Raw genomic sequence first — 15278 nt, forward strand, 5'->3', positions numbered from 1 at the left:
TGCAAGAGTCTCTATCTCCTGTGCACTACACCTTTTTGTTTATAATGACGCCTTGCCCTGATCCAGGTATAGCGGAAATTATCGTAAAACAGGCTGGTCATTAATATCAGGACACACAGCAACAGCGTATGCAGTTTCATACCGAGTGCGGAATAAAAAAATCCGCCGGCCAGTCCGCCTGCAAAAAAGAAAGCAATAATAAACAACCGCAGCCTGATATTGTCTCTCAAGCGTTTCCGCTGCGGATACGATCGCGGAAAAAAGAGATGCGATATGTCTATCCCCAGATCCGTAAAAAGTCCGGTGAGGTGCGTGGTCCGGACCACCGCATTGGAGATCTTGGTTACATAAGAGTTTTGCAGTCCCATGGCAAAAAGCAACAGGCAAACCAGCATATCCGCATATTCCGGTCCTGTACCATAGCCGAGCACCACGACAGCGACCAGCACCAGGCACTCCGTCATTGTGGGAATTACAAAGACGTTCAGTCTCCTGTTGTTACGGTACTTTTCGATAAGCAGACCGGATAGGAACGATCCTAACAAAAACGAAAAGATATAAAGAAAATAAACCGTACCTTTCCATACCTCTGCCCCCGCAACATCATGTATAAACAAGGCAAAATGCCCGGTAACGTTGGTGGTTAACTGGTGAAAAGCCAGGAAACCCGTCACATTGACCATTCCGGCTACAAACGAAAGTACGGTAGCAATCTGCAGGTTATGCTTTAGCGTTCTGCTCTTGCCCTGATGCCTGAACATATCACTCTATAGGTTTAAAACAGGGACGCTTAAACATCGTCCCCAACATAGTAAAGGTATAAGGTTTTTACAGGTTTGAACCGTTTTTTAGTGAAAAATATATGTGATACTGTTTTATTGTCCCTTATCGTACGGGATAAGCTTTATATTTATATCAGTTTTATTTTGAAGAAACCGAACACAAAATGGAATACAAAATACTTTTTGATAAGGTAAGAACAATAGTCAGACACCATAATGAGCTAAAGCGATTAAAAGGAGAAAACTTTAATATATTTGATGTGCTCAATCTTCAGACCAATGAAGTCCGGACACATTCTGCCTTTCTGGCCGAACTACTGAATCCAAAAGGTTCTCACCTTATGGGAACCGTTTTTCTGAAGGCTTTCCTGGAAACCATCCGGCACGACAACAACTTCACGACAAAAGATGAAAACCTGAAGTTCGACACTTCTACAGCAATTGTCAATGTAGAAGTACATATCGGTACTATAACGACAGAAACAGGAGGACGTATCGATATTCTACTCGAAGATCGCAGGAAAAATACCATTACCATAGAAAACAAAATCGATGCTTGCGATCAGGACAACCAGATACTCCGCTATTACAATTATAACCATCCTAAAAATACGGTCTATTATCTGAACAAGTACGGAGATGAGCCCAGCATCGAAAGTAAAAAACACCTGAAGTCCGAGACCGATTTTCACATTATTAGTTATCGTCATCACATTATTTCCTGGCTCGAAAAATGCCATACACTGGCCGCAGATCAGCCCATTCTCAGAGAAAGTATAAAACAATACCAAATCTTAATAAAAAAATTGACCAATACTCTCGAAAACAAACAAAAAATGGAACTCCACCAATTGATAGTAAATAATCTCGAAGAAGCCGAACTCATCGCCAGGAATTATGATAGTGTTCTGGCACAGATACGCGATACATTCAGAAATGCATTGCTGAAAGCATTAAAACAATATCAGGAACGGGCAAACGAACTGAAAGACTACGAAATAAAAATCAATAAGACTGTGAACGCTACCTATTCGGGCATTTGGATCCCTCAAAAAGAAAATTCCAATAAGATGTTCGGGATATGTAGTTTTAGCGGGCAGGGACACTTGGAGGGGACGTTGTTTGTAGGACTATACAGTAAGGACCCCATAATCACTAAAGAGCTTTCCCCTATTAATTCCAATAAAGACTGGAGACATTATCAGAACCTGACCTATGATTATAACGGCAGTGAAAATAAAATTATCAATTGTTCCGATAAAGCATTTTTAAAGTATGTAAATCATCCGGAAAATCTAAAGAAAGTGGTCAGCGAACTCACAAAACAGATCATCACTTTTATCGAAGCCCACGCCGGAGATCTCGGTAAAAACAAGGACAGCCCATCTCCCGGGATCTGACAGCACGCCCATACCGTTATTAAGCCTGTGTATTGCAGATTTCTCATCACTGTCCGTTGCGAGCGTTAAAAAATTATTAATCCGGGTAAAGTTCAACACCATATTCACAGGAAAATCGTAAATTAAACGAAACACCAAGTCATGAAAAAACCTACATTATCGCTGAGTATACTCCTTTTGTTATGTATAAGTTACAGTTGCAGGAACGACAAAAAACTTTCCCGGCAGGAAAAAAAGGAAGTCGTTGAAAACTACGATTCCACCACGGTAAAAACCACGGTGGGCGATCTGCTATTGCCGCCGCCCTACGCTACCGAAGCGGTGACCAAAGAAAGTAAAACCGTGGCCTGGAAAGACGACCAGGCCCCGAAAGCCCCCGAGGGCTTTACGGTGACCCGGTTTGCCGATGAATTCGATAGTCCACGGTGGACGTATATCGCACCCAACGGTGATTATTTCGTCGCCGAGGCCGGCACGAGAAACAGTGCAGACCGGATTACCCTGCTCCGCGATACCGATGATGATGCCCAACCGGACCTTCGCCATGTCTTTCTCGAAGACCTCAATCAGCCCCTGGGCATGCTCGTTCTGAACGGTTATTTTTATGTAGCCAATACGGACGGGCTCTACCGATACCCCTATACCGAAGGTGATACCCGGATCGAAACGGAAGGCGAAAAGATCGTGGAACTCTCGGCCAGCGGGTATAACAACCACTGGACACGTAATATCATCAGTAACCGGGACGGCAGTAAAATTTATATTTCCGTAGGGTCCGCCAGTAATGTCGGCGAACAGGGTATGGAAAAAGAAGAAGGCCGCGCCCTGATCTTTGAGGTCAACCCGGACGGGAGCGGAAAAAGGGTTTATGCCTCCGGCCTTCGCAACCCGGTAGGTATGGACTGGAACCCGGTAACAGGCGACTTATGGACCGCGGTCAACGAAAGGGACGAACTGGGCGACGGGCTGGTTCCCGACTATGCCACCCGTGTACAGGACGGTGGCTGGTATGGTTGGCCGTATTCGTATTTCGGACAGGTCCGCGACCCGCGCTGGAAAGACGATCCCCACCCCGATGAAGTCCGTAAAGCCATTGTCCCCGATGTGCCGCTGGGCAGCCATACCGCATCGCTCGGACTGGCATTCTACGATGCCAAAACTTTTCCGGAACACTACCATAACGGAGCTTTTATAGGGCAACACGGTTCGTGGAACCGATCGGACTTCAGCGGATATAAGGTTGTTTTTATCCCCTTCCATGAAGGCTTCCCCCAACCACCGGAAGATTTCCTCACCGGGTTTATCGCAGACGAAGGGAATGACGAAGTCTATGGCCGCCCTGTTGGTGTTACCGTAACCCCCGCCGGCGACCTGCTCGTCAATGACGATGAGGGTGGTATAATATGGCGGGTGCGTGTGGATAAATAGCTCAGCTATTATTTCTTAAACACTTCCGGATCGACTTCTATAGTCTTGCCTTTATGCCGCCCGGATTTTATCCGTACACCAATGCGCGAATATACCCAATTACCCGTAATTTTCCGGGCTGTAATATCAAGGCGTCCCCGACCACGGTTCCCTGAAATACGGATCGTGGCATCAACCGTATTATCATCGTGGTAAATGACTTCTCCTTCGAGTATGGCCAGTTTATCTACCGGTTCAAGCTCCCCGAGAATCTCTATCACCTCCTCATCCACAGCAGCTTTTGCCCATGCTTTTTCATAAAGTTCACTATCATTATAAGCCCTAACAAGATTTACAGTAGCTTCGGGCATATCAGTTACGACAAAGATTCCTGCCAAGATCAAGGCTATCCCACTCAGAGAAATAATCCACAAGCGGTTTCGTCGCCAACCTTTTTTGGCTAAGGGCAAATGATGATCCATATACAATATGTTTTTCAATAAGACTATATATGCAAGACGATTTCCTTCCGGGGTTGTTACAATCTCCACCGCAAAATTTTAAAAAGCCTGTATATAAAATAAAGAACAGTCACCATCCCGGGAGGAAGAGCGGAAAATAAGTCTTAAAATATTTCGGGGCATTACTGATATGGGTTTCGACCGTGCGAATAGAGATATTGGGTTCTTCTGCGATTTCCTGGTTGTTGTATTCTTGGATACGCGACATATAAAAAATTTGCGGCATTTGCCGGGACAAGGCCCGGCAAACTGCTGTAAGAACGGTATTGATTGTTCTCACTTTTTGATAGTAAACCCGGAAGGAGCCTTCAGCACACCCCGGTCGTACATATTTATATAGATGGAGACCGTATCTGAAGCACCTTCCCAGCTTACCCTGTAGTTATCGAGCATGGCCATTCCCATAAAGCCGTTTTTGCTCTTTACGGCACAGCAACTGCCTGCCCTGTAATAACTGATCTGCTGCCCTTCCGGCCCGGCAAGCGCATTCAGAAACCTTCTTTCATTCAACGGACCTTCTTTCTCTTTGACCCCGCCTACTTCCACGGGTTTTTCCGGGGTGAGCCCGTAATCGGGATCTTCGGAAATTTCGCTCAGCAAAAAAGTTTGATCGTTCAGCAGCCTGTGTTCCGTGATTTTTTTCGGGGTTTTGCATGCACAGACCAAAACAAGCAATCCCGTCACCGTAATTTTTCTTATCATAATTCATCGGTTTTATCGGTTTATATCAAGGGCCTCACAAGAAGTGTACCATATAGCCCGATACGGATGGGCTTACTGCGGTATCGAAGAATAATCTCAGGACTACGCTGTAACCTCCTTTATAGAAATACAACCTGGTAGCCTGATTATCGCAATGAGAATAACCATCGGAATGTTACAGGGTCTTTGGCTACAAAAAAAAGACTAATCTCAAAAACTGACTTTATCTTTGTATGCAAATGGTTCTTATGAAGTATTCCTTCCGACAAAGCATACTGGTCTCTTACCTTATCGGTGCCCCTATAGGAATTTTTGCGGTAGTCGCCACCTTCTGGGTTCCCGCATTGTTCTCGGGAGAAGGTTTATCCTCCATGCTTATGGGGGCTGTGTACGGGATTCCGGCCATTGGCCTCCTCGCCGCATTTCTGATCGCCTTGTGGTGGGGAGGAAAACTGTCGGCCAAAGACATACAACAGGGAAAACCCCTGCTCCTGGTCTCTTTCAGGTACTCCCTCTTGATTAATAGTATCATCTGGGCGGTATCCTCGCGATCACATCAGGGCGTGAAGGCTTTTTATTAATGCTTCCGGCAGGTATCGCTTTTCCTGCATGTACCGCGATAACCACATTAACTATCGGCCTTGCTATCGCATACTGCATCCGGGGCATCCATCGCAGGCACCGTGTCCGAAATTTAAACATGGTTTCCGAATAATCAACGTGAATAATGGATAAGCAGAAATATAAAGTACTGATCAACAGATGATGTATTCGTAATGATTTGGATATTTCTTCCAAAGCCGTAACGGAAAAGCGTCTCCCGATAACCGGGAGCGAAGAGCCGACTAAGGAGGCGGTGTGGCCATCTTCCGGAGGCAGGTAGCATACCCTCAAAGGCAGGCGCAAACCTGCCGGGCGACTGCCGCCCCTTCGCATAGTATTCACGTTAATAAGGTCATACCGTAACCTTACGGTTACTTCCTTTCCGGATTGGCACGTTCGGGGGTAAGCCGGGGAAGATACGTCCGCCAGGTCACCAGCCGGGTTCGGAGACTGCGTACGATTTCCGGATGCATTTCGGCGAGGTTTTCCGTTTCTTCGGGATCATTTTCCATATCGTAGAGCTCCGTGGTGTTGGTATGGTAGTCCGTAAGCAGTTTCCATTTTCCGGAACGTATGGCCATATCCGGACTCCTGTCGCGTCCGCGGGGATAATGGAAAGCGTAATCGTTTCTGCCGTACTCCCAGTACATGGCTTTACGGCGGGCGGCAGGACGGCCCTTCCATACCGAGGTCATATCTTCTCCGTCACCACTGTAATTTTCGGGCAGACTTGCCGAAGCTATGGCTGCCAGGGTGGGCAAAAGATCGGTAGCACTGAGCACGGATGTACTGTCGGTTACCCCTTCCGGAACATGTCCGGGCCACTTTACGATAAAGGGCATACGGATACCTCCTTCGTACAGCGAAAGCTTGGTTCCGCGCAACCCTCCCGATCGGCTTCCCCGGAAACTGGGTAAGGGGCCGTTATCGCTGGTAAAAATGATCAGGGTGTTATCGGCTATGCCCAGGCTCCTGATACCGTCCAGCAAGCGCCCCATCTGCCTGTCGTATTCCTTAAGCACCAGTTTGAATGCTTTTTCCTCTTCGGGATTCATGGGGTATTTGCCGGTCTGCCGACCCGCTGCTTCCGGCACCCAGGGCGTATGCATATCGTCCGGCCACAAGTTAATAAAACACGGTGTGTCCTTGTTCCTTTCGAGGAAATCCAGGGTCTTGTCTACAAAATATGCTGTACGGTCCCATCGTTTTATACTGTCTTTATCCGACCATATCCAATCCGTTGCTGTCAGTAACGGATCGGGGGCGGGACTTTCGTAGGTACTCGCATGTTCATCAAAACCATATTGTTCAAAACCGGGTGCGTTCCTGATATCCCGGCCTCCGCCCATATGCCACTTTCCGAAATGTGCGGTCATGTACCCGGCTGTTTTCAGCACTTTAGCCATGGAAGGAGCATTTACATTCAGGTAATTGGCCTGCTCCGCCCGGGCGTTACTCCTGCGATCGTTTAAAAAGGTGGTGAAATTCCACCGTGCCGGAAACATCCCCGTGAGTATCCCGGCGCGGGAAGGACTGCATATCGGGGCTGCACTATAATACCGGGTGTACCTGGTGCCGGCCTCCGCAAGGCGATCTATATGGGGAGTGGGTACAAAATCTCCTCCGTAACAACCTATATCCCCATATCCCATATCATCCGTAAGAATAAGGATAATATGCGGGGGATGCTGGGCATAAGTCCAGCCGTTACACAAAAAAAGAAGGAATATCAGGGGAAGTAACCGGTATAAGTTCATAGTCGGGCAGGTTCATGTTTTTCTAAATATAAGAAAAGACCGGGGAAATGATGAACTCCGGGATAAAAAACCTGGAAATAGTCCTGTAGAAATAAACGTATGCCCGGATGATCTGTTCTCCCGCTATCGCAATGATTAAAAAAAACGATCCTTCAGGTAATAGGATACCTTTACCAATAGAATAAGTGCCGGGACTTCTACCAGCGGACCGATGACCCCGGTAAACGCCTGTGCCGAATCCAGTCCGAAAACTGCAATGGCTACCGCTATAGCCAGTTCGAAATTGTTTCCTGCCGCCGTAAAGGCCACCGCAGCCGTTTTGTCATAGGTCGCCCCCATGGCCCTGGTCACAAAAAAACCGATGACAAACATGATCACAAAATAAAGCAGCAACGGCACCGCAATACGCAAAACGTCCGAAGGGATCTCTATGATCAGTTCGCCCTTGAGCGAGAACATCAGAACAATAGTCAATAAAAGGGCTATCAGGGTCAGGGGAGCTATGGCAGGAATAAATTTTTCATCGTACCACGATTCTCCCCTCAACTTTACGAGAATTTCCCGACTCAGTATGCCCAGCAGGAAAGGGACACCCAGGTAGATCGCCACACTTTCTGCAACAGTGCCCATCGAAACCTGTACTACGGCACCTTCATAACCCAACAGAGGGGGCAACTTCGTCATAAACAGCCAGGCGTAAAAACTGTAGGCAAATACCTGGAAAATACTGTTCAGGGCCACCAGTCCCGCCCCGTATTCGCTATCGCCGCCTGCCAGGTCGTTCCATACCAGGACCATGGCAATGCACCGGGCCAGGCCGATAAGGATGAGACCGGCCATATATTCCGGATCATCGCGCAGGAACAACAGGGCCAGTACAAACATCAGTACCGGACCCACCACCCAGTTGAGCAACAGGGAAACGGACAATATTCTCGTATTTCTGAATACCCGGGGCAACAGCCTGTACTTTACCTTTGCCAAGGGCGGGTACATCATCAGGATCAGCCCTATGGCTATGGGAATATTGGTGGTTCCTTCGTTCCAGTGGTTCATCATGTCCGGAAATGCAGGAAAGAAATAGCCCAAACCTATTCCGGTAAGCATCGCCACAAAAATCCACAGCGTCAGGTTACGGTTCAGAAAACCCAGTTTTTTTACCGCCATGATCCCGTAGTTATTTCGGTAAAGACATCATAGAGTTCGGTTGCGATCTGCAGGCTGCATTCGCGGTATTTTTCAGCTTGTTGCGGACTATCGTCATAGCGCTTGGGATCTTCGAAGGGCATGGAAACACGGAGGTCTGCCCCGGGAATAAAAGGACAGTCACTGTCGGCCGCCGAACAGGTCATTACTGCGACAAAGCCGGTTGCGGGATTGAAAGGATGATCCCACCGTTTGGAGAACCCGATAACCGCAGGTTCGTTTTCGGCATACTTTATACCGTACACCTTGTTTTCTCCTCCGGAAAGCACTTCGATCCGGAAGCCGGACTCCCGCAGTGTCCCGGTCACGGCCGGATACAGTGCCGTACTTTCGGTTCCGCCGGAATAGCAGTATAGCCGTTGTATTCCGAAATACGATGCAAGCGCCTGTGCCCAAACCTGGGACAAATGACTCCGGCGTGAATTGTGGGTACAGATAAATACCATACGGATATCCTCCCCATCCCCGAGCTTCTTTATTATATAGGCGATAAGCGGCTGCAGCAGGGCCTTCCTGCTTGACGGAATGTTCTGTGGGTCGAGCTCCCTGATCGATGTGGTTAGTGCTTTGTACATATCAAAAAATGTGATTAAAAAATACTGTGTATCCCCGATGATGGCCTGTTTACGAACGTTACGTTATTTCCTGATATCCTGGGAACAACAGGAATCGGAACGGAGTTCGGATAATCGTATCTTTTTCTTTTGTTTCGGGATTCCACAGGCCTCCTTTGCCAGACAATCGGTATGGGTCGCCGTGAGTAAAAAACGTTCCCCGTCAAAATCCAGTCCGAATTTCTGAATGGTTTGCCCCTGGTATTCTACCTCTATCTCCTCATCGTCAAGCCCGAGGGTCTTTGCGGCAAGTGTTATAATACGAAGCAGTTTGTCCGGATGCAACCGGTGATCGTAATCGTTGGCATTCCACAATTGAAAATTAACAACCTCTTCTTTACGTTCGGTTCCGCCGCAATCTATAAAATGCCGGGTGACCTTACCGATCTCCGTAACGTGAAAATGTCCCGGTACCTGTGAACCGTCCGGTAAGCGAAATGCTATGGTTGCCGCATTTTGGAGTATTTCTCGGAGTTGTCTGAGTTTCATTTTTTATTATCTATTGTAATATTACGATTGAATGGTATAAATTTTTTTAACAGCATTCCGTACCGGGAGCCTCCCGGTCCAGGAAATCATAAAGCACGGCTTTCATCGCTGTCCACTTTTCCGGGTCTATACAATAGCACACCCGCGTTCCTTCTATGGTTCCCCGGATAAGCCCGAGCTGTTTGAGTTCTCTGAGATGCTGTGATATGGTAGGTTGTGCGAGTCCTATCTCTTCGACAAGATCTCCGCAGACACAGGTCTGTATCTTAAAAAGATGCTCGAGTATGGCCACGCGCGCCGGGTGTCCGAATACTTTTGCAAACATGGCAATACGATTTTGTCTGTCCGTAAATATTTCGCTTTTGGTTATTCCCATGACCACATCTATTTATTTATTGCAATATTACGATGATTAAATATATTGTGCAACCCGGTGGTTTATTTTTTTGATCAAACTTTTCTTTTTTAAATCGCGTTGAGCGGAGAAATTTCCGTTCATTCACGATACGGTTACGTTCTTTAACGATCCGGCTACATCCCATATCGCTGTACTCCTGATCTTTGCCCTGTTCAATTTAAAAAACAGATCTTATGAAAAGTATTGAAGGAAAAGTGGTTGCTATTACCGGGGCCAGCAGTGGTATCGGTGAAGCTACTGCCCGACACCTGGCGAGTCTCGGGGCCAGGGTTGTTCTCGGTGCCCGCCGGGTCGACAAACTCAGCGCTGTTACGGAATCGATCACAGCAGAAGGCGGTAAGGCCGTATACCGGAAACTGGATGTGACCGATATCGAAAATGTCCGTGCATTTATACAGTTCGCCACGGAGCAATTCGGGGCACCGGATGTGCTGGTCAACAATGCCGGGGTTATGCCCTTATCTATGATCAACAGTTATAAGATAGAGGAATGGCACCGCATGATCGATGTGAATATCAAGGGAGTCCTACACGGTATTGCAGCGGCACTTCCCGTATTTGAAAGCCGCAACAGTGGTCAGTTTATCAATATCACCTCGGTAGCCGATCGTTGGGTAGGGCCGACTTCTACGGTGTACAGCGGCACCAAATTTGCGGTGCGGGCCATATCCGAGGGGTTACGGCAGGAAGTGAGTACTACCATCCGGGTTACCCTGGTCGCTCCCGGAGCTACGGAATCGGAACTTGCCGAAAGTATTTCGGACCCGGAACTCAAAAAACTGGCTATCGAAAGATTCCGTACCGACCTCTTGCCTGCAGCGGCCATAGCAAAAGCGGTAGCATACGCCATGGCCCAGCCTGCGGATGTGGATGTCAACGAGATCGTGGTAAGGCACACGGCACAGAAAAGTTTTTAAATGTATCCGTACCTGAAACGGCTTCTGAGAACACATCGCTCTGCAATAGCGGCTTTTCTCCTCGGTATGGGAATGCTTCAGCAGGGTTGCGGCAGCAAACCGTATTCCCCTGCCCCCTGCGGGGTGGCCCTCTCCGGGGATATCGTAGCCCGTCAGTTTGCACAATGGCAACGCGGCAAAGGAAACTTCTTCGATCTTCTGCACGATGATGTGATATGGACCGTAAGTGGCAGATCACCGGTTTCGGGAACCTATAAGGGTAAAGCATGTTTTATGAACCAGGCGGTGGCCCCTGTACTCGGTCAATTCCGCGCTCCCCTGGTTCCGGAACTCATCGGTATTACCACCGACAACAAGTATGTATGGCTACATTTCAAAGCCCGTGCCACGACGCTATCAGGACGGATTTATGAAAATACGTACTTGTGGAAGCTACAGTTGGAAGCAGGAAAAATTATACGGGGAATTGCTTTTTTAGATACGCACGAATTGGTAATTTTAATGAAAGATAATAGGTCAGAAAACAGGACAGGGCCGCAGGGAACCATGGAGGCTACCGGCGAATATCTCGGGATGTGGGTAACCAAAGACGGTCATATCCGGCACGAACTGTTACCGAATGGCCGTTATGACGAATCCAGGGGAACACGAAAGAGCGCTTACCGGGGACGTTATAAAGTAACAGGAAACCATATCGATTACCGGGACGATACCGGATTTACGGCTGATGGCGAATTTAAAGACGGTATTTTATACCACGCCGGAATGATCCTCTATAAAGAATAACAATACATTATGGACCACACGTTTCATTTTAATTCGATCGCAGAATTCCATTCGTTCTGTAACCTTCCGCAACCGGAACACCCGTTAATCAGTCTTATTGATTACAGCAAGGTCAGCTACCCTATAACAGGCGATATCCTCAAATGGGTACAGCAGTTTTATTCCATCGGGTTAAAACGTAATGTCCATCACAAATTCAATTACGGTCAGCAGCCCTACGATTTCAATTCGGGGGTGCTGACCTTTATCTCACCGGCACAATTTTTAAAGCTGGAAGTCTTTCCGGATGTGGAAACAGTACCCTCAGGATGGTTGTTGCTTATTCATCCGGATTTTCTGTGGAATACCTCCCTTGCCGGAAAGATCAAATCTTATGACTTCTTCAACTACGCAGTCAACGAGGCTCTTTTTCTTTCTGAAAAGGAAGAACACATCCTGGAAAATATTCTGGTGAATATACGGACGGAGTATCAATCCCATATAGACCGGTTTACACAGGAGCTCATTATTGCACAGCTGGAACTCCTCCTCATTCATTCGGAACGCTTCTACGAACGGCAGTTTATAACCCGGAAAAAATCGGGAGACGAACTGCTCTTTCGTTTCGAAGAACTCCTTACTGCTTCTTTCCGGACGGAATACCTGGTGGAAAACGGCATTCCTACCGTAGCGCAACTTGCGGAACACATGCATATATCGCCCAATTATCTCGGTACATTGCTGCGATTGCACACGCACCAAAGTACACAGCAGCACATTCACGACAAGCTTATTGCTTATGCCAAGGAACAGTTGAGTACCACCAGTCTTTCGGTCAGCGAAATTGCCTACCTGCTGGGTTTCGAGCATCCGCAGTCTTTTAGTAAACTCTTTAAAAACAAAACGCAGCAGACCCCGGTGGAATTCCGTAAGCACTTTAGCTAACCGGGCCGCTGATCGCGTTACAGGAACTACCCGGCATCCTTTGCTTTTCCTTTTATACTATAATTTCGAAGGACATGTATCTGCCGGGGGCGTAAAACACCGCGAGCAAACCGGAGTATTCCGGGGAGTGCCCTACACCCGTTGTCCGCGATTACCTGAGGACAAACCTGTAGGTTTTGCCCTTTTCGGTAGCTATGTCGTAAAGATAGGTTTTGCGCAATTGCAGCGGTATAATATCGGATGCCCCGGAAATCACAGGGGCCTTGATCTGCGGAACCCTGAAAAACCCGTTCGGATTATCTCCATTGGCCTTTTTCAGTTGGTTTCCGGATACCTGTTTTATTTCGTTGGGTGTACGTAACCTCAGGTTTCCTCCCAGGTCCGCTTTTATTTCAACGGCTGTAAGGACTCCGTGCTCCCAGGTCATATCCGAAATAACAAATCCGCCCCTGGTCTTTAATCCGCCTACTCTTCCGGTATGCAAGGCGTCCGGAAGGGCCGGAAGCAGATGTACGGAACCGTCCGAGCTTTGCATGAGCATCTCCGTAATTCCGGAAGTACATCCGAAATTCCCGTCTATCTGGAAAGGAGGGTGTGCGTCGAACAGGTTGTTATAGGTTCCCCCCCCGCCTTTTACCACCCCGAGCGGGGTTAACTGGTTGCGGATGAGTTTGTACGCATGGTTGCCGTCCTGCATCTTGGCCCACCAGTTAACTTTCCAGCCCATACTCCACCCGGTAGACACATCGCCACGTTGCAATAATGTATTTCTGGCAGCCGCAAAAAGCTTCGGATGCTGATATGCGGATATCTGGTTGGAAGGATAAAGTCCGTATAAATGCGAGATATGCCTGTGGTGGTCCTGCGGATCATCAATGTCGTCCAGCCATTCCTGTAATTGGTTGTGTTTACCGATATGCATGGGCGGCAGCCTTTTTTTCAGGCTGTCGAGTTTTGTGGCAAAATCCTTGTCTTTTCCCAGAATTTCAGCGGCCCTGGCCGTAACGCTAAAGACGTCAAAAACGATCTGGTTGTCCATGGTAGAACCTGCGGTAATCGATGCTCCCTGGTGCTCTTCCGGAGCGTTTTCGGGCGAATTTCCGGGAGCTACGACCAGCCAGTGATGTTCGGGATGTTCCACCAGGAAATCGGCATAAAATTCGGCAGCTCCTTTCAGAACGGGATATACCGACTTCAGAAAAGCTTCATCTCCGGTATAGAGATAATGCTCCCACAGATGCTGGCTCAGCCACCCTCCTCCACCGTTCCAGATTCCCCAGAAGGAACCGTCTACCGGACCGGTAATACGCCAGATATCGGTATTATGATGAGCCAGCCAGCCATTGGCCCCATACATGGTTTTTGCGGTTTCTCTCCCCGTTTCGGAGAGTTCCCTGACCATCTTCAGCAAGGGTTCGTGCATTTCGGAAAGGTTGGTCTTTTCGGCCGGCCAGTAATTCATTTCCGTATTGATATTGATCGTGTATTTGCTGTCCCAGGCAGGCTTCATCTGCCCGTTCCAGATCCCCTGAAGGTTGGCAGGCTGTCCGCCCGGCTGGGAAGACGATATCAGGAGATACCTTCCAAACTGGTAATAAAGGGTAACGAAAGAAGGATCGTCGGTATTCCTGAAATTTTCCAGTCGCTTATCCGTCGGGAGCTTTTCCGCATCGGTAGCGCCAAAATCGAGCGATACCCGGTTAAAGTAGTACTGATAACCGGCAATATGTGCTTTTTTCAGGACGTCATATCGCTTTCCGGAAACCTTGGCCAGGTAGTTTTGTGCCCGCCGCGACGCATCGCCCCCAAGATCCTTGTAGTTGTTGAAATTGGTTGCTACGGATACCCTGATCACCACCTCATCTGCATGGTCTACCACTATATCAGTTCCTTCAACACTCATCGTTCCTCCCGCTGCCTGAAACCCGGCCAGCGCATTGAATACGACCTTGCCTTCCACGCCTTCATGATCGCTGGTGGTGGCATGGAGCGAAAGCGTGTTATGCCCTGTTACTTCCAATGACTTTTTGGTGTGCGGTGAAGTCAGCGCAGCCCTGAACGACAACTGCCCAGGCCGGTCCGCCGAAAGCCGTATCACCATGATGCGGTCGGTCATGGATATAAAAGCCTCGCGGGTGTACGTCACCCCATCCACGGTATAACGCGTCATAGCCACCGCTTTTTCGATATCGAGCTCCCGGTAATAACCGGAATAATCCTGATGGCCCGCAAAGGTGAGTTCGAGCTGCCCCACAGGCTGAAACAGCTGTCCGTGCGACTTCTTACTGATAATCTTTTCGTTGGCAAGGTGCTCCGCTGCTTTGTACTCCCCCGAAAAAATAAGCTGCTGTACTTCATCCAGTACCTCCCGCGCATCGGGATTATCATTGCGGTTGGGACTACCGCTCCATACGGTATGTTCGTTAAGCTGAAAGATCTCTTTCTCCGGATTGCCGTATACCATAGCAGCCTGAAAGCCGTTTCCGACAGGCAGGGCATTCTCCCAGACTTCTCCGGATGGGGTATCGTACCACAGCTTTAACCCGGTTTTATCCTGCCCAAATCCGGTTATTGAATATAATGCAAAAAACAGGGTTAATATAGTATATGTTCTCACTTTTTGGTGGTTTTTTTACGATTGATACTGTTTTAAAAACTAAATATAACCATGAAAATGTACACAAAAACACTTTAAGATTAAAATATCGGTTGGGAATGTTAAAAATCACGAATCCGTATCGGATATTTATGC

The 15278-nt window shown here is 48.0% G+C and carries 16 protein-coding genes; 6 read left to right on the forward strand and 10 right to left on the reverse strand.

The window, feature by feature from the left end; all coding sequences use genetic code 11:
- Window positions 1–11: 11 nt before the first annotated feature.
- Window positions 12–761: a YoaK family protein gene (locus BT112_RS11190; protein WP_072317463.1), complete on the reverse strand. Its 750-nt coding sequence runs from the start codon at window positions 759–761 to the stop codon at window positions 12–14.
- A gap of 185 nt (window positions 762–946) precedes the next feature.
- On the opposite strand from BT112_RS11190, the gene BT112_RS11195 reads away from it, so the two are divergent.
- Together BT112_RS11195 and BT112_RS11200 are read left to right on the forward strand one after the other, a co-directional pair.
- Complete coding sequence (locus BT112_RS11195) at window positions 947–2182, forward strand: PDDEXK-like family protein (RefSeq protein WP_072317464.1); 1236 nt, start codon at window positions 947–949, stop codon at window positions 2180–2182.
- A gap of 141 nt (window positions 2183–2323) precedes the next feature.
- Entirely contained in the window at window positions 2324–3610 is a 1287-nt protein-coding gene (locus tag BT112_RS11200) for a PQQ-dependent sugar dehydrogenase (protein WP_072317465.1), read from the forward strand.
- Between the two features lie 8 nt (window positions 3611–3618).
- Here BT112_RS11200 and BT112_RS11205 read toward each other — a convergent pair whose 3' ends face one another.
- From BT112_RS11205 to BT112_RS11215, 3 genes are all read right to left on the reverse strand, one after another.
- Window positions 3619–4071 carry a cytochrome c oxidase assembly factor Coa1 family protein gene (locus tag BT112_RS11205; RefSeq protein ID WP_072317466.1) on the reverse strand — a complete coding sequence of 151 codons (453 nt, stop codon included), beginning with the start codon at window positions 4069–4071 and terminating at the stop codon, window positions 3619–3621.
- Between the two features lie 109 nt (window positions 4072–4180).
- Window positions 4181–4390 (reverse strand): sigma factor-like helix-turn-helix DNA-binding protein, encoded by a 210-nt coding sequence (locus BT112_RS11210; protein WP_072317467.1) that lies wholly within the window; start codon window positions 4388–4390, stop codon window positions 4181–4183.
- A complete protein-coding gene (locus BT112_RS11215) occupies window positions 4387–4812 on the reverse strand; it encodes a hypothetical protein (protein WP_072317468.1) in 426 nt (141 codons plus the stop codon). Before BT112_RS11215 ends, BT112_RS11210 begins: the two co-directional genes overlap by 4 nt.
- 248 nt (window positions 4813–5060) lie before the next feature.
- On the opposite strand from BT112_RS11215, the gene BT112_RS11220 reads away from it, so the two are divergent.
- A complete protein-coding gene (locus BT112_RS11220) occupies window positions 5061–5393 on the forward strand; it encodes a hypothetical protein (protein ID WP_139276136.1) in 333 nt (110 codons plus the stop codon).
- A gap of 393 nt (window positions 5394–5786) precedes the next feature.
- Here BT112_RS11220 and BT112_RS11225 read toward each other — a convergent pair whose 3' ends face one another.
- From BT112_RS11225 to BT112_RS11245, 5 genes are all read right to left on the reverse strand, one after another.
- Window positions 5787–7172: a sulfatase-like hydrolase/transferase gene (locus BT112_RS11225; protein WP_072317470.1), complete on the reverse strand. Its 1386-nt coding sequence runs from the start codon at window positions 7170–7172 to the stop codon at window positions 5787–5789.
- Window positions 7173–7307: 135 nt separating this feature from the next.
- Window positions 7308–8339: an ACR3 family arsenite efflux transporter gene (gene arsB / locus BT112_RS11230; protein WP_072317471.1), complete on the reverse strand. Its 1032-nt coding sequence runs from the start codon at window positions 8337–8339 to the stop codon at window positions 7308–7310.
- Entirely contained in the window at window positions 8330–8953 is a 624-nt protein-coding gene (locus BT112_RS11235; protein WP_072317472.1) for an arsenate-mycothiol transferase ArsC, read from the reverse strand. Before BT112_RS11235 ends, arsB begins: the two co-directional genes overlap by 10 nt.
- A gap of 63 nt (window positions 8954–9016) precedes the next feature.
- Window positions 9017–9481 (reverse strand): DUF6428 family protein, encoded by a 465-nt coding sequence (locus BT112_RS11240; RefSeq protein WP_072317473.1) that lies wholly within the window; start codon window positions 9479–9481, stop codon window positions 9017–9019.
- Window positions 9482–9527: 46 nt separating this feature from the next.
- Window positions 9528–9857: an ArsR/SmtB family transcription factor gene (locus BT112_RS11245; RefSeq protein ID WP_072317474.1), complete on the reverse strand. Its 330-nt coding sequence runs from the start codon at window positions 9855–9857 to the stop codon at window positions 9528–9530.
- 215 nt (window positions 9858–10072) lie between these two features.
- On the opposite strand from BT112_RS11245, the gene BT112_RS11250 reads away from it, so the two are divergent.
- From BT112_RS11250 to BT112_RS11260, 3 genes are read left to right on the forward strand one after another with little or no spacing between them, the layout of a single operon-like run.
- Entirely contained in the window at window positions 10073–10816 is a 744-nt protein-coding gene (locus tag BT112_RS11250; protein WP_072317475.1) for an SDR family oxidoreductase, read from the forward strand.
- The gene (locus tag BT112_RS22075; protein ID WP_245777028.1) at window positions 10817–11602 is read left to right on the forward strand and encodes an Atu4866 domain-containing protein; all 786 of its coding nucleotides are present in this window, start codon (window positions 10817–10819) and stop codon (window positions 11600–11602) included.
- Between the two features lie 9 nt (window positions 11603–11611).
- Window positions 11612–12526, forward strand: coding sequence for a helix-turn-helix domain-containing protein (locus BT112_RS11260; RefSeq protein WP_072317476.1), 915 nt, complete (start codon window positions 11612–11614; stop codon window positions 12524–12526).
- Between the two features lie 151 nt (window positions 12527–12677).
- Here BT112_RS11260 and BT112_RS11265 read toward each other — a convergent pair whose 3' ends face one another.
- On the reverse strand, window positions 12678–15143 hold the full coding sequence (locus tag BT112_RS11265; protein ID WP_245777029.1) for a glycosyl hydrolase family 95 catalytic domain-containing protein: 2466 nt from the start codon (window positions 15141–15143) through the stop codon (window positions 12678–12680).
- Window positions 15144–15278: the final 135 nt, after the last annotated feature.

Source organism: Sinomicrobium oceani, from assembly GCF_900119185.1.
Taxonomy (GTDB): domain Bacteria; phylum Bacteroidota; class Bacteroidia; order Flavobacteriales; family Flavobacteriaceae; genus Sinomicrobium; species Sinomicrobium oceani.

What these genes read in the sequence shown, in the direction of transcription:
- arsB (WP_072317471.1), bottom strand. Translation starts at nt 8,339, where the DNA reads ATGGCGGTAAAAAAACTGGGTTTTCTGAACCGTAACCTGACGCTGTGG.
- BT112_RS11235 (WP_072317472.1), bottom strand. Translation starts at nt 8,953, where the DNA reads ATGTACAAAGCACTAACCACATCGATCAGGGAGCTCGACCCACAGAAC.
- BT112_RS11200 (WP_072317465.1), top strand. Translation starts at nt 2,324, where the DNA reads ATGAAAAAACCTACATTATCGCTGAGTATACTCCTTTTGTTATGTATA.
- BT112_RS11215 (WP_072317468.1), bottom strand. Translation starts at nt 4,812, where the DNA reads ATGATAAGAAAAATTACGGTGACGGGATTGCTTGTTTTGGTCTGTGCA.
- BT112_RS11225 (WP_072317470.1), bottom strand. Translation starts at nt 7,172, where the DNA reads ATGAACTTATACCGGTTACTTCCCCTGATATTCCTTCTTTTTTTGTGT.
- BT112_RS11250 (WP_072317475.1), top strand. Translation starts at nt 10,073, where the DNA reads ATGAAAAGTATTGAAGGAAAAGTGGTTGCTATTACCGGGGCCAGCAGT.
- BT112_RS11190 (WP_072317463.1), bottom strand. Translation starts at nt 761, where the DNA reads ATGTTCAGGCATCAGGGCAAGAGCAGAACGCTAAAGCATAACCTGCAG.
- BT112_RS11240 (WP_072317473.1), bottom strand. Translation starts at nt 9,481, where the DNA reads ATGAAACTCAGACAACTCCGAGAAATACTCCAAAATGCGGCAACCATA.
- BT112_RS11220 (WP_139276136.1), top strand. Translation starts at nt 5,061, where the DNA reads ATGAAGTATTCCTTCCGACAAAGCATACTGGTCTCTTACCTTATCGGT.
- BT112_RS11260 (WP_072317476.1), top strand. Translation starts at nt 11,612, where the DNA reads ATGGACCACACGTTTCATTTTAATTCGATCGCAGAATTCCATTCGTTC.
- BT112_RS11205 (WP_072317466.1), bottom strand. Translation starts at nt 4,071, where the DNA reads ATGGATCATCATTTGCCCTTAGCCAAAAAAGGTTGGCGACGAAACCGC.
- BT112_RS22075 (WP_245777028.1), top strand. Translation starts at nt 10,817, where the DNA reads ATGTATCCGTACCTGAAACGGCTTCTGAGAACACATCGCTCTGCAATA.
- BT112_RS11245 (WP_072317474.1), bottom strand. Translation starts at nt 9,857, where the DNA reads ATGGGAATAACCAAAAGCGAAATATTTACGGACAGACAAAATCGTATT.
- BT112_RS11195 (WP_072317464.1), top strand. Translation starts at nt 947, where the DNA reads ATGGAATACAAAATACTTTTTGATAAGGTAAGAACAATAGTCAGACAC.